Genomic DNA, 18,671 nt, shown 5'->3' with positions numbered 1-18,671 from the left:
CATGGCTTTGAAAGCCATGTATTTCGGGTCCTTTTACATTGATTTCAATCAAATAAAGGTGATATAAAAACCCGGTCATAATGGGCGAGAATAAATTGAAGCTGATTGTTTTGTAATTGTTAAACATTAGCTTTATTTGTTTTCCTGTATTGCCTTGTTGTTAATATTGGTGGTTACTGAAAGTGTTTTGTTGTGATGCGTCTCAATGGGGCCCATTCGATAACCCCCAACGGAAGCTTTGTCCTTAAAACTTAAAATAGCCGTGCCAATAATCGGTGAGGAAACATCATGATTGCTGAGCATGTGGTAGACCTATCGCGGTTCCAGTTCGCTGCGACGGCCCTTTATCACTTTTTGTTTGTACCCCTGACGCTGGGAATGGCTTTTCTCCTGGCGATCATGGAATCCGTCTATGTGATGACCAACAACACCATCTACCGGGATATGACCAAATTCTGGGGTAAGTTGTTTGGTATCAACTTTGCCCTGGGGGTTACCACAGGCTTGGCCATGGAGTTCCAGTTCGGGACGAACTGGGCGTATTACTCCCATTATGTCGGCGATATCTTCGGGGCCCCGCTGGCCATTGAAGGGCTGATGGCCTTCTTCCTGGAGTCCACCTTCGTCGGTATGTTCTTCTTTGGTTGGGATCGTCTGAGCAAGCATCAGCATCTGGCTGCCACCTGGTTGATGGCACTGGGTACCAACCTCTCCGCCCTCTGGATCCTGGTTGCCAACGGCTGGATGCAAAACCCGGTCGGTGCCGAGTTCAACTTTGAATCCATGCGGATGGAGATGATGAGCTTCGCTGACGTGGTGCTCAACCCGGTTGCTCAGGTCAAGTTCGTCCACACTGTGGCGGCTGGCTATACCTGTGGCGCCATGTTTGTGCTGGGTATCTCCTCCTACTACCTGCTGAAGAATCGTGATGTGGCGTTTGCCCGTCGCTCCTTCGCCATTGCCGCCGCGTTCGGTATGGCTTCCATCGTGTCCGTGCTGATCCTCGGTGACGAATCCGGTTACGAGACCGGTGAAGTGCAGAAGGTTAAACTGGCCGCTATCGAAGCCGAATGGGAAACTGAACCTGCTCCGGCCGCCTTTACCCTGTTCGGTATTCCGAATCAGGAAGAGATGCGCACCGACTACGCCATCAAGATCCCTTATGCGCTTGGTATTATCGCGACCCGTTCTCTGGACGGTCAGGTCACCGGTCTGAAGGATCTGAAGAGCGAGCACGAACTGCGCGTTCGTAACGGTATGACCGCTTACGATCTGCTGACCAAGCTGCAATCCGGTGACAAGTCTGACGAGACCCGCGCTCGCTTCGACGAAGTGAAGCAGGATCTGGGCTACGGTCTGCTGCTCAAGCGCTACACCAGCAACGTGACCGATGCTACCGACGAGCAGATCAAGGCCGCCGTGGATGACTCCATCCCGCAGGTACTGCCGCTGTTCTTCGCCTTCCGCATCATGGTTGCCGTCGGCATGCTGATGCTGGTGCTGATTGGTATGGCCTTCTATGACAGTGCCCGTCACCAGATCGGCAAGCGCAAGTGGCTGCTCAAGGGTCTGCTGTGGGGTATCCCGCTGCCGTGGATCGCTATCGAAGCTGGCTGGTTTGTTGCTGAATATGGTCGCCAACCGTGGACCATTGCAGAGGTGTTGCCGACTTCCCTCTCTGCATCCAACCTGCCTGCAGCCGAGATCTGGTTCTCTCTGATCGGTATCTGCCTGTTCTATACCGTACTTCTGGTTATCGAGATGTACCTGATGTTCAAGTATGCCCGTCTTGGCCCCAGCAGCCTGAAGACTGGCAAGTATCACTTTGAACAGATCAAGGCATAAGGAGAGCGACCATGTTTGATTACGAAACTCTGCGTGTCATCTGGTGGGCTCTGGTCGGCGTACTGCTGATCGGTTTTGCCATCACTGACGGCTTCGACATGGGGGTAGGCGCACTGCTCCCGTTCGTTGGCAAGAAAGATGTCGAGCGCCGCGTGATGCTCAACACCATGGGACCGCACTGGGAAGGTAACCAGGTTTGGCTGGTCACTGCCGGTGGTGCCTTGTTCGCCGCCTGGCCGATGGTGTATGCCGCGACCTTCTCCGGCTTCTACATCGCCATGATCCTGACCTTGATGGCGCTGTTCCTGCGTCCGGTCGGTTTCAAGTACCGCTCGCTGCGTGCTGATGCAAAATGGCGCAGCAACTGGGATTGGGCCCTGTTCGCCGGTAGCGCCGTACCGCCCATCGTTTTCGGCGTGGCCTTTGGCAACCTGTTGCAAGGCGTTCCGTTCGAGTTTAACCAGTTCATGATGTTGACCTATCACGGCAACTTCTTTGGCCTGCTTAACCCGTTCGGCATTCTGGCTGGTCTGGTGAGCCTGTTCATGCTGCTCACCCAGGGCGCAACCTGGTTGATGATGAAGACCGATGGGGAAGTGCTGGCACGTTCCCGTACTGCCGCCATGATCTGCTCACTGCTGACCCTGGTGCTGTTTGCTGCCGCGGGTTGGTGGGTAAGCGGTATGGAAGGGTATGTCATCGTCAAGGCTGCCGCGACTGACGCGGTATCCAACCCGATGAACAAGGAAGTTGTGCTGCAGGCTGGTGCCTGGATGAACAACTACACCCTCTATCCGTGGATGGTGGCTGCTCCTGTACTGGGTCTGGCCATGAGCCTGCTGACTGCGCTGTTTGCCCGCATGAACATCGGCTGGCTGGCGTTTACCAGCTCCTCGCTGGCGATTGCCGGGGTCATCCTCACTGCCGGTTTCTCCATGTTCCCGTTCGTGATGCCCTCAAGCCTTGAGCCGTCACTGAGCCTGACCATGTGGGATGCTACCGCCTCTTTCAACACCTTGCAGGTGATGACAGTGGCTGCAGCGATCTTCGTACCGATTGTGCTGGGTTACACCATCTGGACTTACATCAAGATGTTTGGCCGGGTAACCAACAAGCACATCGAAGATAACCAACAATCTCTCTATTAAGAGGTGCGCTGACAATGTGGTATTTCACCTGGATCCTGGGGCTGTTGCTGGCCTGTGCATTTGGCATCATCAATGCGCTGTGGCTGGAACACACCGAGAACATGGATCGTCAGATCGATGAAAACAAGTGATCGACTCGCCAGGCTGGCCGCTCCACTGGAGCGGCAGCCGTGGCAGGGGTTGATGTTACTCGCGGCGGCCTTGTTGGCCGTCGCTATTTTACAGGCCCCCAATCTGATCGCGGCCAACACCAGCGAGCATGGTCTCTGGCTTGCTCCCTGGCTGATGTGGGCCGTCTGTTGTGGCGTACTTAACGGGCTTGGCTTTCATCTGAAAAGCCTGCCCGGACGTGTGCTGTTCAACCCCTGGCTCGCCTGGCCCAGTTTGTTGTATGGCCTCTGGCTGACACATTCATATTTCCTTTCATAAAAAACGGGGGGAGGCAGGATTTCCCTGCCTCCCCCTGCTTCTTTCCTATTCAGCCCTGCGCTATGATAGCCCCCCATCTGACTGTCGAATGGATCACAGATTGTTATGGGGGAAGTCTTTGAGTTTCCGGTGCGTGTCTACTACGAAGACACCGACGCCGGGGGCATCGTCTACAACGCCAATTATCTCAAGTTTATGGAACGTGCTCGCACCGAGTTTCTTCGTGCCAAAGGGGTCGAACAGGACGTCTGGCTGCAGGAGGGATATGCCTTCGTGGTGAGCCGAACTGAGATCGATTTCCGCTCGGCGGCCCGTTTTAATGAACTATTGAATGTATTAACGCAAGTGATTGAAGTGAAACGCGCATCCCTGCGTTTTTCGCAGCAGATCCTGGCGGCTGATGGACGACTCGTCACCCAGGCTTTGGTACAGATAGCCTGTGTAAGTCATCCGCAAATGAAACCTGTAGCTATACCTGAAAAAATCAAGGGAGTGCTGTTAAGTGCACGCTGAAATTTCGTTTATTGGCCTGTTTTGGCAAGCCAGCCTGTTGGTAAAACTGGTCATGATCACCCTGATGAGCATGTCTATTGTCTCCTGGGCGCTGATTATCCAGCGTTCCAAGGCGATCAAGGCGGCCAATCTCGCATCGGAACAGTTTGAAGATCGCTTCTGGTCAGGGGTCGATCTCAATCGCCTCTATCAGGAGTCCTCTTCCCGCCGCGATGATATCGAAGGCATGGAAGATATCTTCTACTCCGGCTTCAAGGAGTATGCCCGCCTGCTCAAGGCCGGGGCCCGTGGTCAGGATGCGGTGATGGATGGTACCTACCGCGCCATGCGCGTCTCCCTCTCCCGTGCGGTGGATGATCTGGAATCCAACCTGCCGGTGCTGGCGACCATCGGCTCCATCAGCCCCTACATCGGTCTGTTCGGTACCGTATGGGGGATCATGAACGCCTTTATCGCCCTGGGTCAGGTGCAGCAGGCCACCCTGCAGATGGTGGCACCGGGTATCGCGGAAGCGCTGATTGCGACCGCCATGGGTCTGTTTGCCGCTATCCCGGCGGTAATCTTCTACAACCGCTTCTCCAACAAGGTCGAGCGGCTGGAGAACGCCTACGCCAACTTCATGGACGAGTTCACCACCATTCTGAACCGTCAAATTGCTCAGCAGCAGGGTGATCAGTAATGCAAACCTATCAGCGGATCCGGCGCAAGAAGGTGGCCGAGATCAACGTGGTTCCCTATATCGACGTCATGCTGGTGCTGCTTATCATCTTTATGGCGGTCACGCCGGTGATCACGCAAGGGGTCAAGGTGGATCTGCCGCAGGCTGAGTCCGAGCAGTTGCCGGAAGATGCCAAGCCACCCTTCATCGTCAGCGTCAATACCGAAGGCGAGTATGTCATCAAGGCTGGCGAAGCCGATGACGAGCCGGTGCCAAGTGGCACGCCAGAGGCGATGCAGCAATACATCACCGAAAAAGCCATGGGCTATCTGGCGATCAACCAGAATGCCCCCGTGGTGGTCGCGGGTGACAAGGCCGTGCGCTACGAAGAGGTGATCCTGTTGATGGTGGCCCTCAAGAATGCGGGTGTGCCTCAGGTTGGCCTGATGACAGATCCGGTGAACTAACGGAGATGGATGTGAAGCGTGGTATTTCCGGTTATCTCATCGCGTCGTTTCTGCTGCACCTGATCATCGGCATCATCCTGTTTGTCGGGCTCGATTTCAGCAAACCGAAACGACCCGAATCGAAGGGGCAGATCGTCAATGCCGTCATGCTTGATGAGAACTTCCTCAACGAGCAGGCCAAGCAGATCCAGCAGCAGAAAGCTCAGCCCAAGCCGCAGAAGGTAGAGAAAGAGAAGGATAAGGAAGATACGGATCTTGCCAAACGCGAACTAGCCCAGCAGCAGGAACGGCTGCGTATTGCCGAGGCCAAGCGGAAAGAAGCAGAAGAGGCGACCCGCAAGGCCGAGGCTGAGAAGCAGAAAAAAGTTGCCGAGCAGAAGCGGGCGGAAGAGAAGGCGCAGAAAGCCGAGGAGGCCCGCAAGCTGGAAGAGCAGAAGGCCAAGAAGGCGGAAGCCGAGCGCAAGGCTGCTGAAGAGGCCAAGGCACTGGCGCTGAAGAAAAAGAAAGAGCTCGAGAAAAAACAGGCGGAAGAGAAGGCTAAAGCCGAGGAGGCCAAAGCCAAGAAAGCGGAAGCTGACAAGAAGGCCAAGGCTGAGGCAGAGAAGAAAGCCAAGGCAGAGGCTGAGAAAAAAGCCAAAGCCGAGGCTGAGAAGAAGGCCAAGGAAGAGGCAGCCAAAAAGGCAAAAGCTGACGCAGAGAAGAAAGCCAAGGCTGAAGCCGAGAAGCAGGCCAAGATCGCGGCAGAACGCAAACGCAAAGCGGCCGAGGAGGCCAGACTGCAAAAAGAGATGGAAGCCATGATGCAGCAGCAGCTGGCGGCTGAAGCCAATGCCCGCAGCCAGGCTGCCTCTGCAGCGGCACAAGGTGAGGTCGACAAGTATGCGGCGCTCATCAAGGCCACTGTTGAGCGGTATATGATTTTGGATCCCACCATGCGGGGCAAAACATGTACTATCGGCGTACGTCTTGCGAGCAGTGGCTTTGTCATATCGGTAGATAACGGCCAGGGTGACCCGGCGGTCTGTCGTTCGGGTAAGGCGGCTGTCTTGAAAGCCAATCAACTGCCAGTGCCCAAGGATCCTGCGGCATTCGAGATGTTGAAGGAATTTAACCTGAAGTTAGAACCGAGTATCTAAGCGTGATAAAACGAGGTTGCTTGCCTCCGGTTGGCAACCTCTCGCCGAGAAAGGAATTTAACCTCTCATCTTTATTGGAACCGAGTATTTAAGCCATGATCAGAAAAGTATTTTTTGCTTTGGTTGGCTGTTTGTTGCTGGGCCAGAGTGCCCAGGCGGCCCTGGACATCGTCATCACCGGCGGTATTGATAGCGCACGCCCCATCGCTGTCGCCCCCTTCAAGTGGGAAGGCAACGGGCAGTTGCCGCAGGACATCGCGGAAGTGGTCTCCAACGACCTGATGCGCAGCGGCAAGTTCAAGCCGCTGGCCCGTGGCCAGATGCCGCAGACCCCGAGCAGCAGCAGCGAGATCAACTTCGCTCCCTGGGCCTCCCAAGGGGTTGAAGCCGTGGTGGTGGGTTCCATTTCGGCAGTCGGTGACGGCACCTACAAGGTGAACTTCGAGCTGGTCGATGTGCTGAAGGGTCAGCTGGCCAAGGCACAAGGTGGCGAGAGCAACGGTTACATTCTGGATAGCCGTATGGCGACCATCCCGGGTGCCCAGATGCGCCAGTTTGCCCACCGTATCTCCGACATCGTCTATGAGCGTTTGACTGGCGAGCGCGGTGCCTTCCTGACCCGTCTGGCTTACGTCTCCGTACAGCAGGGTACCCAGTTCCCGTACCAGCTGCGTATTTCTGACTACGACGGTTACAACGAGAAGACCCTGCTGCGCTCCCGCGAGCCCTTGATGTCTCCAGCTTGGTCGCCGGATGGCAGCAAGCTGGCTTACGTGAGCTTCGAGAACCAGAAGTCCGAAATCTACGTGCAGGATATCTACACCCAGCAGCGCAGCCTGATCACCAGTTTCCGCGGTATCAACGGGGCGCCGGAGTGGTCTCCGGATGGTCGTCGTCTGGCTATCGTTCTCTCCAAAGATGGTTCACCGAACCTCTATGTGGTTGATGTCGCTAGCAAGCAGCTGACCCGCGTCACAACCAGCCGTGTGATCGACACTGAACCCTCCTGGATGCCGGATGGGCAAAATTTGTTGTTCACCTCTGAACGTGGTGGCAAACCCCAGATTTATAGCGTAAATTTGGCGACTGGTATGACTCGCCGGATGACTTGGGAAGGTGAATCCAACCAGGGTGCATCCATCACTCCTGATGGCAAAATCATGGTGATGGTGACCCGTGTTCAGGGACAGTATCGTATTGCCCGTCAGGACATGGAAAACAATGCCCTGTTGGTCCTTACCCAGAGTGCTCTGGATGAGTCGCCAAGTGTGGCTCCCAATGGCAGCATGATCATTTATGCCACCATCTATCAGGGTCGTAAGAGTCTCGCGTTGGTGTCGACTGATGGTCGCTTCAAGGCTGTGCTTCCGACCAGTAGCGGTGAAATTCGTGCACCAGCTTGGTCGCCCTTCTTGAATTGATAAAAATCCAATTGTTTTTTGTTTTGTTATAAAGGTTTAAGGAAATAGCATGCAACTCAATAAACTGCTCAAGGGTTTGGCCATCGCACTGCCACTGTTCACCCTGGCCGCTTGTAGTTCTTCTTCTGATTCCGACGCCGCTGGCGCTGAATCAGGTATGACCGACGGCATGGGCGGTGTACAAACCGGCGGCGCCAACGGCATGTTGTCCCCGGAAGAGCAGATGCGTCAGAAGTTCGAAGCACTGCAGCGTGACAACGTGATCTACTTCCCGTTCGACGGTTACGATATCCAGGGTCAGTACGCTGATCTGCTGGATGCCCACGCCAGCTACCTGCGCGAGCGCCCGAGCGTGAAAGTCCTGATCGAAGGTCACGCCGATGAGCGCGGTACTCCGGAGTACAACATCGCCCTGGGCGAGCGTCGTGCCAAGGCTGTTGCCAAGTATCTGCAAACCCTGGGTGTGCAGGCCGAGCAGCTCTCCATCGTCAGCTATGGCGAAGAGAAGCCGCTGGATCTGTCCCACACCGAGGATGCCTTTGCCAAAAACCGCCGCGCGGTTCTGGTTTACTAAGGTTTGAACCGAACGAAGTTCGTTTATATGCAAGCGGCCATTTCGATGGCCGTTTTATTTGCACTAAACGCCAAGGTTTGATCCGAATGAAATCTGCATATGCGAGCGACGATGGCGCTGGCCGTTTTATCTGTACTAAACGCTAAGGTTTGATCCGAATGAAATCTGTGTACAAGCAAGCTGTCGTTGCGCTGGCCGTAATGGTTGCTCTGAATGCGCAAGCTGCGGCACCGGTCAGCGATCTGGGCGGTGACTCAAGTGGTGGGGTTGTCCTTAGCGGCAACAATGGCGCCATCGTGCCCACCGGTAGCCTGGAAGATCGGGTTGCCCTGCTGGAGCGCACCCTCAATGCCCGTCTGCGACTGCAAGCTGAATTGCAGCAACAGGTCGACTCCCTGCAAGGGGAGGTTTCCGAGCTGCGTGGTCAGCTGGAGCAGCAGACCTACCAGATGGAACAGTCGCAAGAGCGCCAGCGCCAGCTCTATCAGGAGCTCGACAAGGTTGCCAGCAGCCAGCAAGCTGCTCCAGCCGCCCCGGCCCCCGCTGCTGCCACACCGGCTGCTGCCGCCAATTACTCAACCAATCAGGATGAGAATCAGGCCTACGACGCAGCGGTCAACATGGTGCTCAAAGAGAAGAACTACGACAAAGCCATTCCGGCTTTCCAGGGCTTCATCAAGCAGTACCCCAATTCGGGCTATGTTCCCAATGCACACTACTGGCTCGGCCAGCTGCTGTTCAACAAGGGTGACAGAGCCGGAGCCTCGGCCCAGTTTTCGACCGTGGCCAACAAATACAGCAAATCCCCCAAGCGAGCCGATGCGCTGCTGAAGCTGGGTATGCTGGCGCAACTGGATGGCAAGAAGGCGGAAGCCAAATCCTTCTATGAGCAGGTGATCAAGGGCTATCCCAACACCTCGCCAGCCCAGTTGGCCAAACAGAGTCTGGCCAAGCTGTAACATTGCTGTATGTCACTGTTTTCGTAACGCTACTGTAAAAACAGCCTGCATTTGTACGTACAGTGAGCAAACGGATTTAAATTACGAATTTTCTGTTGCACCGGAAATTTAAATCCGTAATATAGGCCGCCGTCAGAGCCGAAGCAGTAATGCAGTCGGAACTGGTCGTGGTGAGGGTCGTTAGCTCAGTCGGTAGAGCAGTTGACTTTTAATCAATTGGTCGCTGGTTCGAATCCAGCACGACCCACCATTTTCTCCACCAGGTGGAGACAGAATTCCCAGGTCGTTTAGCTCAGCTGGGAGAGCACCTCCCTTACAAGGAGGGGGTCACTGGTTCGATCCCAGTAACGACCACCAGTTTGTAAAAAATGATTTAGATGGGTCGTTAGCTCAGTCGGTAGAGCAGTTGACTTTTAATCAATTGGTCGCTGGTTCGAATCCAGCACGACCCACCATCATTTCAGAATTCCCAGGTCGTTTAGCTCAGCTGGGAGAGCACCTCCCTTACAAGGAGGGGGTCACTGGTTCGATCCCAGTAACGACCACCAGTTTGTAAAAAATGATTTAGATGGGTCGTTAGCTCAGTCGGTAGAGCAGTTGACTTTTAATCAATTGGTCGCTGGTTCGAATCCAGCACGACCCACCATCATTTCAGAATTCCCAGGTCGTTTAGCTCAGCTGGGAGAGCACCTCCCTTACAAGGAGGGGGTCACTGGTTCGATCCCAGTAACGACCACCAGTTTGTAAAAAATGATTTAGATGGGTCGTTAGCTCAGTCGGTAGAGCAGTTGACTTTTAATCAATTGGTCGCTGGTTCGAATCCAGCACGACCCACCATCATTTCAGAATTCCCAGGTCGTTTAGCTCAGCTGGGAGAGCACCTCCCTTACAAGGAGGGGGTCACTGGTTCGATCCCAGTAACGACCACCAGTTTGTAAAAATGATTTAGATGGGTCGTTAGCTCAGTCGGTAGAGCAGTTGACTTTTAATCAATTGGTCGCTGGTTCGAATCCAGCACGACCCACCATCATTTCAGAATTCCCAGGTCGTTTAGCTCAGCTGGGAGAGCACCTCCCTTACAAGGAGGGGGTCACTGGTTCGATCCCAGTAACGACCACCAGTTTGTAAAAATGATTTAGATGGGTCGTTAGCTCAGTCGGTAGAGCAGTTGACTTTTAATCAATTGGTCGCTGGTTCGAATCCAGCACGACCCACCATCATTTCAGAATTCCCAGGTCGTTTAGCTCAGCTGGGAGAGCACCTCCCTTACAAGGAGGGGGTCACTGGTTCGATCCCAGTAACGACCACCATATTCGCAAGCGAGGCTGAGATATCAGCTGCGGTTGCAGAGAAAGTCCCCACTCAGATGGGGATTTTTTTTGCCCGCAATTCAGTACTCCAGCTTCTTCTGTTGCCGTTGTGGCGAGCCAAGCTCCACCTCTTATAGTGCCACTCTGCCACTCTGCCACTCTGCCACTCTGCCACTCTGCCACTCTGCCACTCTGCCACTCTGTCATTTCGCACATCCTCTACTCTGCTCTGCCTAGATTGCCCGACTGCACTCCTGTCCATCGTGATGCTGCTCATATGAACGCCTGTAATAAAGCAAACGCCAGCAATAAAAAGGGCAGGCCAAGGCCTGCCCGCAAAGATGCGCAAGGTGCTACATGATCCCGCGGATCAGGATCCCGCTGATCAGCAGCGGCGCCACCACGCGCCAGCACCAGAGCAGCGCCAGACGCAGGGCGGGTGACAGGCCCGCAGGCAATATGGCATCACCCAATCGCCAGCCCAGCAGCAGGGTCAGTACCAGACCAAACAGCGGCATCATCAGGTTGGAGGTGAGGTAGTCGAGCAGCTCGAAGATGGTCTTGCCAAACAGGGTCAGATCGCTCCATGGGCCGAACGACAGGCTCACCGGAATGCCGGAGGCCATGATGAGCAGGGTCAACACCCGGCAGGCGCCACGGCGCGACCAACCCCACTCCTCGGTGGTGAAGCGCACCAGATGCTCCAGCATGGAGATGGAGGAGGAGAGCGCGGCGACCAGCAGCAACAGGAAGAAGACCACCCCCAGTCCCTGACCGAACGGCAGATGGCTGAACACGGCAGGCATGGTCATAAAGGTGAGACCCGGCCCGGCAGTGGGGTCTATGCCGGTAGAGGCCAGCGCCGGGAAGATCATCAAGCCCGCCAGCACCGAGATAAGGCTTGCCAGAGTGACCACCCAGACGCCGGAGCGCAGCACACCTTCGCTATTGGGCAGGTAGGCGCCATAGGTCGTGTGTACCCCGAGCCCGATGGAGAGGGAGAAGAAGGCCAGTCCCAGCGCGTCCAGCACGCTCTGGCCGGTCAGCATGGAGAAGTCCGGCAGCAGCAGCTGGCGCACACCCGCCATGGAGCCGGGCATGGAGAGGCCAACCCCCACCAGCAGTAGCATCATGATGAAGAGCGCGGGCATCATCCAGCGCAGTGCCCGCTCAACCCCTTTCTGAATCCCCCCCTGCACGAACCACCAGGTCAGGCCCGCGAAGATCAGATGGGTCAGCACCGGCCACCAGGGGTTGCTGACATAGCCGTTGAACAGGGCGGTGAGGGCGCTCCCCTCGCTCAGGTTGAGCTTGCCAGCCATCGCCAGCGCGGCGTAACCCACGGTCCAGCCACCGACCACGCTGTAGAAGCTGTATATAAAGAAGCCGCAGGCGATCCCCATATACCCCATCCAGCGCCAGTTCGGCCCCACCAGTTTGCGAAAGGCGCCGAGCACCCCGCGCTGGCTATGGCTGCCGAGCAGGGTTTCGCCGACCTGTACCGCTACCCCCAGGGTGAAGCTGAACAGCAGAAACACCAGCAGAAAGGCGCCACCGCCATTGGTGGCGGTCACATAGGGAAACTTCCAGATGGCACCAAGGCCAATCGCTGTGCCTGCTGCGGCCAGCACATGACCGAGACGGGAAGACCACTGAACCTGGCTCATACAACCTCCGGGTAACACGACATCGAAGCAATACTCCTCTGTAGCAATAAACGACAGACCATAAAAAAGGCCGCCTGAGGCGACCTTTGCAATGAACATTCAGAAAAACTGTGCGTGCAAGGTCACCTCTCTTGCGAGCTAAAAAATCGACCAAACAGCACGAGGATGGCAGACATGAGGTGGCAACCTGACTTATGAATGAGGAAACAGCCTAAACCATGGAAAGAATAATTGACACATAAAATCAAAATTTTTTTATGTGTGCCGCTGTCACCACTCTGACTTACGTACAACTCAATCGGCGAGCGCGTTGCCGGGCCGTATCTTTTCTACCTTGTGGCTATTTACTGGGCGATAATCGACGTAGCTTCTTCTGGAACTAGTGACCGCTACATGGCGCTGACGGGAACAACAATGAAACAGGATGTCGTATGAGATGTATGGTGTTGCCCTGGTTACTGATCAGCCTGAGTGTGTCGGCGCAGCCCGGATTAACCCTGCTGAGTCATGACTTACCCCCCTTTACCGAATACCGCGACGGCAAGCTCGACGGATTTGCCATTCGCCTGATCGATGAGGTGCAGGAGGAGCTTGGCACCCGCTATCCGGTGCGGATTTACCCGCTCAAGCGGGCGCTGGCGCTGGCACGGGTCGAGCCCGGCTATGGACTGTTCGTGGTACAGCGGCTCCCGGAGCGGGAGTCCCATTTCAAATGGGTTGGCCCGCTCTTTATCAATCGGGTCTTTATCTATCAGGCGCCGGATAGTCGCCACCCGCTGACCTCGCTGGCACAGCTGCGGGATCTGCCCAGAGTGGGGGTAGTGCTGGGCAATGCCGATGATGTGCGGCTGACCCATGAGGGCTACACCAATCTGGTGCGCTACAAGACGGTCGGGGAGGCGATAGAGCGGCTGATGCTGGGCAAGATCGATGCCTTGCCGATGGCGGAGCTGGTGATGGAGGCCACCCTCGACAAGATGGGGTTATCCCGGCGCAGCATTGTCAGCAGTGGGGTACTGCTCCATCAGGCCGGTCTCTATATCGTCTTTTCCAAGGGAACGGATGATGCCGAGATCACCCGCTGGCAGCATGCCCTGGATGCCGTCAGAGCCGCCCAGGGGCGGGCCGATGAGCCCGCCCGTGAAGAGTAACCGTCACACCAGACCGCGAATCAAGATCCCGCCGATCAGCAAGGGGGCAATCCAGCGCCAGCAGTTCATCAGCAAGTGATGCCAGTGGCTGGCAATCCCCTGCGGCAGCGCCTTGCGTCCCAGCTTCCAGCCCAGCAGCAGCGTCAGCATCAGGCCGAACAGCGGCATCATCAGGTTGGAGGTGACAAAGTCCAGCAGCTCGAAGATGGTTTTGCCAAACAGGGTGGCGTGTTGCAGCGGGCCAAACGACAGGCTGACCGGAACACCGCTAACCATGACGAATCCAGTGATGGCGCTGCAGGCCGTGCGGCGTGACCAGCCCCAGGTCTCGCACAGGAAGCACTGCAAATGCTCCAGCAGGGAGATGGCCGAAGAGAGTGCCGCAAAGACCAGCAGGGCGAAGAAGATCACCTCAAGCACCTGACCGAAGGGCAACAGCTGAAATACCGCCGGCATGGTCATAAAGGTGAGGCCGGGGCCGGAGGCCGGGTCGATACCGGTCGAGGCCAGCACCGGGAAAATCATCAAACCCGCCAGTACCGCCACCATGCTGGCCAGCAGCACCACCCAGAGGCTGGAGCGACCAACCCCTTCGCTGGTCGGCAGATAGGCGCCGTAGGTGGTGTGAATGCCCAGACCGATGGAGAGGGAGAAGAAGGCCAGCCCCATGGCATCGAGCACGCCGGACATCCCCAGCTTGCTGAAGTCGGGCATCAGGAAGTGACGTACTCCCGCCATCGCATTGGGCAGGGTGAGGCCAAAGGCGACCAGCATCAGGATCATCAGGAACAGGGCCGGCATCATCCAGCGCAAGGTGCGCTCCACTCCTTTCTGAATGCCGCCTTGCACCACTATCCAGGTGAGGGCGGCAAACAGCAGGTGAGTGAGGATTGGCCAGACGTCGCCGCTGACATAGTCATTGAAGCGGGCGGTGAGAGCAGCCGCATCCCCATGGTTGAGCTGACCGGAGAGGGCCATGCCGGTATAACCGAGCGTCCAGCCGCCCACCACGCTGTAGAAGCAGTAGATGAGCAGGGTAGAGATCACTCCCATTACCCCAACCCAGCGCCACTGTTTGCCGAGCAGATCGGAGAAGGCTCCGACTACCCCGCGGCGACTCATGCTGCCGAGCAGGGTCTCCCCCATCAGTACCGCCACCCCCAGGGTGAAGCTGAACAGCAGAAAGACCAGCAGGAAGGCGCCGCCGCCGTTGACGGCGGTGACATAGGGGAATTTCCAGATTGCGCCGATACCGACCGCGGAACCCGCTGCGGCGAGGATGTAGCCGAGTCGGGATGACCATTGGGACTGCTTCATAAGAACTCCAATCGAGCGCCCCTTGGCAGGGCAGAATGGCGCTCATGTTACGGAGGTCACTACGCAATCACTACGACGGTTATCAGGTGTAAATGCGATTTATTGGCATGATTGGCTAATTTAATTCTGTTTTTAGCCCAATCCTGCCACCAAATAAAAAACCGGAGCGAGATTGCTCCGGTTTGGTCTCTGACAACTGCTCGTCGGCGGACTAGATCACCCCGAGCTCCCGCAGCCGCTCCATCAGGTAGCTGTGGGCGGTATGACGCTCGGAGAGCACTACATCCGGGCGCGGATGGAGGAACAGCGGCAGGGAGATACGCGACTTGGCGGCGCTGCCACCGGTCGGGTTGATGACGCGGTGAGTGGTGGAGGGGTAGTAGCCGCGAGAGGCCTCCTGCAGCATGTCACCGATGTTGATGATGAGGGTGCCAAAGTCGCACGGCACGTCCATCCATTCGCCATCGGAGCCCTTCACCTGCAGCCCCGGCTCGTTGGCGGCGGGCAGAATGGTGAGCAGGTTGATATCCTCGTGGGCGGCGGCGCGGATGGCGCCCGGCTCCTCGGTGCCATCGAACGGCGGATAGTGCAGCACCCGCAGCAGGGTCTTCTGGCTCTCTTCGATCATCGAGGAGAGCGGGCAGCTGTAGTTGGCGGCAATATCGGCCGGGGTGTACTGCTCGACCCAGCTCAGCAGCTCTGCGGCCAGACCGTTGGCGAGGCGATAGTACTCCATCGCCTGCTCTTTCAGCTCTTCCGGCATCTGGCCCCAGGGGTAGATGTGGAAGTACTCCTTGATGTCTTTCTGGCTATGGCCCTTGGCCACCTCGGAGACCGACGGCGGGAAGTAGCCATCCTGGGTTTCGCGGTTGAACAGGAAATCCTGCTTCTGCTCGCTCATGAAGAAGCGATACCAGTTGTCGTAGATGGACTGCACCAGCTCTTTCGGGATGGGGTGGTTGGTCAGCACGCCAAAGCCGGTGGTTCGCAGGGATTCGGTGAAGCGTTGGGCCGCATCGGGTGAGCGGTAATCGACGGTCAGGACTTTCATTGTTTTTGTTGCGCGCCAGTTAAAAGATGGGGCAGTTTACCTTGCGCCTGATAACAAGGAAAGCGGGTTGGCCGCCCGTCTGGCACGGCGTTTAATAGTGACAAAAACATCAAATAAACCGCGCCAGACCGCACGGGAGCGCATCCCTTGTTATGGCCTTTTATCCTCTCTAGAATGCCGGTCACTATCTTTTCCGGAGTCTGTTCATGTCCCCCAAAATCCTGTTGCTGACCCTGCCGGTATTGCTGGCGGGATGCAGTGCCCTGTCAGAAGATGAGTGCCGCACCATGAGCTGGTACAACCTGGGTTATCAGGATGGATCGGAAGGCAAAACCCGTCAGGCGACCCGCGATTACGTTTCGTCTTGCAGCGAATATGGCCTCAAAGTGGATGAAGCCGAGTGGAAACGGGGCTACGACAAGGGGCTGGAGCTCTACTGCATTCCCGAGCTGGCTTACAGCAAGGGCAAGGAGGGGCAGGCCTATCTGGGGGTATGCCCCAATGACGCCAGCTTCCTCAAGCAGTATCAGCGTGGCTACGAAGAGTACAAACTGGCTGCCCGCCTGCGGGAGATCAGCGACGAGCTGGAGCGTACCGAGCGTGATATCGATACGCTGGAGCGCAGCATCCGCAACGAAACCAACACGGAGCAGCGTGACTATTACCGCGCCAAGCGCGATCGGGCCATTCGCCACTACGAATCCCTGCGCCGGGAGTACAACCGTCTGCGTTATCCGGATCGGGTGATCCAGTTCTCCTTCGGCGGTTAATCCCTCTCTTCATGGCCAGCCCGCGTGCTGGCCATGTTGCATCTTGTCAGCTCAGGGCAGTACCCAGCGCTGTAGCGCCAGTGCGATACCATCTTCGTTGTGGTCGGCCGTGACCCGATGGGCATGGCTCTGGATCTGCGGGGCCGCATTGCCCATGGCCACCGCCAGCCCCACCTGCTCGAACATGCTGATGTCGTTGTTGTTGTCACCAAACGCCACCACCTGATCCATCTCAATCCCTTCGCTGGCGGCCCACTGGGCAAGCCGGTTGCCCTTGCTGCAACCGGGCTGTACCAGCTCCACCGCATAGGGGGCCGCCCAGTCGCGGGTAAAGGGCATCTGCTCGACCACCTCGCCCATAAAGGTGTGCAGGCGCGCCGGATCCTGATTGAACAGCTCCAGTTTCCAGACCGGGTTGTCGAGCCAGCCTGCCAGCTCCTCAACCGGATGGATGGCGATCTTGAGGTGGTCCGGCTGATTGGCCGACCAGTGGCGGATGCGGGTGACATGCTCTTCACAGCCGATGTAGCCGATCCCCTCGCTCAGATGGAACAGGGCGCCCATCTGCTGTGCCTCGACCGCGGCCAGCAGCTCGGTAAGCGGGGCAGCCGCCAGCGGGTCGCCGCTGATGATCCGGTTCTGCACCGGATCATAGAGATAGGCGCCATTGCTGCAGATGAGGGGGGTATCGAGGGCCAGCTCGTGGTGGAAGGGACGCGCCGTCATGTAGTGGCGCCCCGTGACCAGCAGCACCTTGATGCCGTGGGCGCGGGCTTGCGCCAGGGCTGCCCGGGTGGCCGACGAGATCTTGTGATCCCGGGTCAGCAGGGTGCCATCCATATCGAGCGCGATGGCCTTGTACTCACTCATAGCTCCTCCAGCATCGAACAAATCCGCAAAGAGCCTTACCGTCCCAGACCCGGCGCCCCGATGCAAGTTTTGCCCGCAGCCGAAGCGCCGAACTGTGATCCCTTCGTGGCTCAGGTGCAGCTGGCCAGCTGTTGACGACGGTCGGCACGGCGGCGCAGCAGATAGAAACCGGCGGCACTGGCAAGGGAGCAGAGGGTGGCGAGATAGAAGGGCCACTCGGTACCGGCCAGCAGCACCAGACTGCCGAGCAGCACCGCCAGGATCTCGCTGCCTACGGCGAGGGCGCGGTAGAGCCCCATCGCCTGCCCCTGTTGCTCCGGGTGACTGCGGTTGGAGATCGCCACCGAGGTGGCCAGCTCCCCCAGACTCATGCCGATACCAGCGGGAACGAAGGTGAGTGCCAGCCCCCACCAGTGCACAGGCAGGATAAAGAGCAGCATGCCGCTCGCCATCACCAGATGGCCGACAATCCCGAGGGAGCTGCCGCGCCAGTGGCGGGCGATGCGGGAGCCGAGCCAGGAGCCCGCCATCATGGGCAGGCTCACCAGCACCGCCGCCTGCGCCAGCTGGGCCGGATCCCAGGCCAGCCGCTCTACCAGCCAGATGTTGAAGTAGGTGAAATAGAGCTGCACGGCGCCATAGCTGATCAGGGTGAGTGCGAAGTAGGGGAGCAGGGCCGGTTGCAGCAACAGCTGGCGGCTGGAGAGAGTCGCGGCCTGAAGGGTGGCCGCCACCGGCGGACGATAGGGGATCAGCCAGTAGACCAGTAGCAGGTTGAGCAGGGTCATTCCTACCGCCAGCCAGGCGGCCAGACTGTAATCCCCCGAGATCACCGCGGCGTAGCCCCCGATCATCGGCCCCACGACCCAGCCCAGATTCATGCCGATGTTGATCCAGGCGAAGCTGCGCGCCTTGTGCTCCTTGCCGGCGAGATCCGCCGCCATCGCCTGCACGATGGCGATGTTGCCGTTGCACAGCCCCTCCACAATCCGGCTGAGCAGCAGCAGGGGGAGGGAGCGCCAGGCGATACCGAGTGCCATCAGGGCATAGCCTGCCAGAACCCCCGCCAGCGAGAGCAACAGCAGTGGCTTGCGGCCATAGCGGTCGGAGAGGCGACCGAGCCAGGGATTGCCCACCAGCTGGAACAGGGGATAGAGCCCCATGATGACCCCCAGCCACACCTTGCGGCTCCAGTCGGAGGCTTCCGGCGTCAGCATCCCCTGCGCCGGATCCAGCAGCAAAGGTGCCAACACCGGGGAGGGGAGACTGAAGCCTGCAACTGCCAGCGTGACCGTCATGACCAGCACCCAGAGGGGATTTTTGTGCCCGTGTTTCTCCATGTTGCACCCATTAAGTAAAGTTATTTGTTTATTTATGCTGATTCA

Annotated in this window: 18 protein-coding genes and 12 tRNA genes; 25 read left to right on the top strand and 5 right to left on the bottom strand. The window is 57.4% G+C overall.

Annotation, left to right across the window (positions count from 1 at the left end):
• Positions 1-288 precede the first annotated feature (288 nt).
• The 23 genes from I6L35_RS02940 to I6L35_RS02830 all read left to right on the top strand — a co-directional run bounded on the left by I6L35_RS02940 (position 289) and on the right by I6L35_RS02830 (position 10,460).
• Positions 289-1,845: a cytochrome ubiquinol oxidase subunit I gene (locus I6L35_RS02940; protein ID WP_005335743.1), complete on the top strand. Its 1,557-nt coding sequence runs from the start codon at positions 289-291 to the stop codon at positions 1,843-1,845.
• A gap of 11 nt (positions 1,846-1,856) precedes the next feature.
• Positions 1,857-2,993, top strand: a complete 1,137-nt coding sequence (gene cydB, locus I6L35_RS02935) for a cytochrome d ubiquinol oxidase subunit II (protein WP_005335741.1) — start codon at positions 1,857-1,859, stop codon at positions 2,991-2,993.
• A 14-nt stretch (positions 2,994-3,007) separates the two neighbouring features.
• Positions 3,008-3,124 carry a cytochrome bd-I oxidase subunit CydX gene (gene cydX / locus I6L35_RS02930; RefSeq protein WP_005304933.1) on the top strand — a complete coding sequence of 39 codons (117 nt, stop codon included), beginning with the start codon at positions 3,008-3,010 and terminating at the stop codon, positions 3,122-3,124.
• Entirely contained in the window at positions 3,111-3,422 is a 312-nt protein-coding gene (locus tag I6L35_RS02925; protein WP_041202810.1) for a cyd operon YbgE family protein, read from the top strand. Before cydX ends, I6L35_RS02925 begins: the two co-directional genes overlap by 14 nt.
• 105 nt (positions 3,423-3,527) lie before the next feature.
• Positions 3,528-3,935 (top strand): tol-pal system-associated acyl-CoA thioesterase, encoded by a 408-nt coding sequence (gene ybgC / locus I6L35_RS02920; protein ID WP_005343212.1) that lies wholly within the window; start codon positions 3,528-3,530, stop codon positions 3,933-3,935.
• Positions 3,925-4,614, top strand: coding sequence for a protein TolQ (gene tolQ / locus I6L35_RS02915; protein WP_005343213.1), 690 nt, complete (start codon positions 3,925-3,927; stop codon positions 4,612-4,614). The genes ybgC and tolQ overlap by 11 nt, the downstream gene beginning before the upstream one ends.
• Positions 4,614-5,060 carry a protein TolR gene (tolR, locus tag I6L35_RS02910; protein ID WP_005335733.1) on the top strand — a complete coding sequence of 149 codons (447 nt, stop codon included), beginning with the start codon at positions 4,614-4,616 and terminating at the stop codon, positions 5,058-5,060. The genes tolQ and tolR overlap by 1 nt, the downstream gene beginning before the upstream one ends.
• Positions 5,061-5,065: 5 nt before the next feature.
• Positions 5,066-6,196, top strand: coding sequence for a cell envelope integrity protein TolA (tolA, locus tag I6L35_RS02905; protein ID WP_216979490.1), 1,131 nt, complete (start codon positions 5,066-5,068; stop codon positions 6,194-6,196).
• A gap of 95 nt (positions 6,197-6,291) precedes the next feature.
• A complete protein-coding gene (gene tolB, locus I6L35_RS02900) occupies positions 6,292-7,617 on the top strand; it encodes a Tol-Pal system beta propeller repeat protein TolB (protein WP_005335728.1) in 1,326 nt (441 codons plus the stop codon).
• Between the two features lie 49 nt (positions 7,618-7,666).
• A complete protein-coding gene (pal, locus tag I6L35_RS02895) occupies positions 7,667-8,191 on the top strand; it encodes a peptidoglycan-associated lipoprotein Pal (protein ID WP_005313284.1) in 525 nt (174 codons plus the stop codon).
• Positions 8,192-8,349: 158 nt separating this feature from the next.
• Entirely contained in the window at positions 8,350-9,150 is an 801-nt protein-coding gene (gene ybgF / locus I6L35_RS02890) for a tol-pal system protein YbgF (protein ID WP_064339412.1), read from the top strand.
• Positions 9,151-9,324: 174 nt separating this feature from the next.
• A tRNA-Lys gene (locus tag I6L35_RS02885) sits at positions 9,325-9,400 on the top strand.
• Positions 9,401-9,431: 31 nt separating this feature from the next.
• A tRNA-Val gene (locus I6L35_RS02880) sits at positions 9,432-9,507 on the top strand.
• Between the two features lie 22 nt (positions 9,508-9,529).
• Positions 9,530-9,605 (top strand) — tRNA-Lys (locus I6L35_RS02875).
• A gap of 17 nt (positions 9,606-9,622) precedes the next feature.
• Positions 9,623-9,698 (top strand) — tRNA-Val (locus tag I6L35_RS02870).
• A 22-nt stretch (positions 9,699-9,720) separates the two neighbouring features.
• Positions 9,721-9,796, top strand: a tRNA-Lys gene (locus tag I6L35_RS02865).
• Positions 9,797-9,813: 17 nt separating this feature from the next.
• Positions 9,814-9,889: transfer RNA gene (locus I6L35_RS02860), tRNA-Val, on the top strand.
• Positions 9,890-9,911: 22 nt separating this feature from the next.
• Positions 9,912-9,987, top strand: a tRNA-Lys gene (locus tag I6L35_RS02855).
• Positions 9,988-10,004: 17 nt separating this feature from the next.
• Positions 10,005-10,080: transfer RNA gene (locus I6L35_RS02850), tRNA-Val, on the top strand.
• Between the two features lie 21 nt (positions 10,081-10,101).
• Positions 10,102-10,177 (top strand) — tRNA-Lys (locus tag I6L35_RS02845).
• 17 nt (positions 10,178-10,194) lie between these two features.
• Positions 10,195-10,270: transfer RNA gene (locus tag I6L35_RS02840), tRNA-Val, on the top strand.
• Positions 10,271-10,291: 21 nt separating this feature from the next.
• Positions 10,292-10,367 (top strand) — tRNA-Lys (locus I6L35_RS02835).
• A gap of 17 nt (positions 10,368-10,384) precedes the next feature.
• Positions 10,385-10,460 (top strand) — tRNA-Val (locus I6L35_RS02830).
• Between the two features lie 353 nt (positions 10,461-10,813).
• Here the strand turns inward: I6L35_RS02830 and I6L35_RS02825 are convergent.
• On the bottom strand, positions 10,814-12,127 hold the full coding sequence (locus I6L35_RS02825) for a sodium-dependent transporter (RefSeq protein WP_058056587.1): 1,314 nt from the start codon (positions 12,125-12,127) through the stop codon (positions 10,814-10,816).
• A 431-nt stretch (positions 12,128-12,558) separates the two neighbouring features.
• On the opposite strand from I6L35_RS02825, the gene I6L35_RS02820 reads away from it, so the two are divergent.
• Entirely contained in the window at positions 12,559-13,278 is a 720-nt protein-coding gene (locus tag I6L35_RS02820) for an ABC transporter substrate-binding protein (RefSeq protein ID WP_216979489.1), read from the top strand.
• 3 nt (positions 13,279-13,281) lie between these two features.
• Here the strand turns inward: I6L35_RS02820 and I6L35_RS02815 are convergent, their stop codons facing one another.
• Positions 13,282-14,595: a sodium-dependent transporter gene (locus tag I6L35_RS02815; protein ID WP_201938701.1), complete on the bottom strand. Its 1,314-nt coding sequence runs from the start codon at positions 14,593-14,595 to the stop codon at positions 13,282-13,284.
• Positions 14,596-14,806: 211 nt separating this feature from the next.
• A complete protein-coding gene (locus tag I6L35_RS02810; protein ID WP_216979488.1) occupies positions 14,807-15,646 on the bottom strand; it encodes an isopenicillin N synthase family oxygenase in 840 nt (279 codons plus the stop codon).
• Between the two features lie 206 nt (positions 15,647-15,852).
• Here I6L35_RS02810 and I6L35_RS02805 point away from each other — a divergent pair, with 206 nt between their 5' ends.
• Positions 15,853-16,416, top strand: coding sequence for a DUF2799 domain-containing protein (locus I6L35_RS02805; RefSeq protein WP_005362971.1), 564 nt, complete (start codon positions 15,853-15,855; stop codon positions 16,414-16,416).
• A gap of 51 nt (positions 16,417-16,467) precedes the next feature.
• Here the strand turns inward: I6L35_RS02805 and I6L35_RS02800 are convergent, their stop codons facing one another.
• Positions 16,468-17,286 carry a Cof-type HAD-IIB family hydrolase gene (locus I6L35_RS02800; RefSeq protein ID WP_216979487.1) on the bottom strand — a complete coding sequence of 273 codons (819 nt, stop codon included), beginning with the start codon at positions 17,284-17,286 and terminating at the stop codon, positions 16,468-16,470.
• 110 nt (positions 17,287-17,396) lie between these two features.
• Positions 17,397-18,626: an MFS transporter gene (locus tag I6L35_RS02795; RefSeq protein ID WP_216979486.1), complete on the bottom strand. Its 1,230-nt coding sequence runs from the start codon at positions 18,624-18,626 to the stop codon at positions 17,397-17,399.
• Between the last annotated feature and the right edge of the window lie 45 nt (positions 18,627-18,671).

Source organism: Aeromonas sp. FDAARGOS 1405, assembly GCF_019048265.1.
GTDB lineage: Bacteria > Pseudomonadota > Gammaproteobacteria > Enterobacterales > Aeromonadaceae > Aeromonas > Aeromonas veronii_A.
This window is presented reverse-complemented; position numbering and strand designations above follow the sequence as displayed.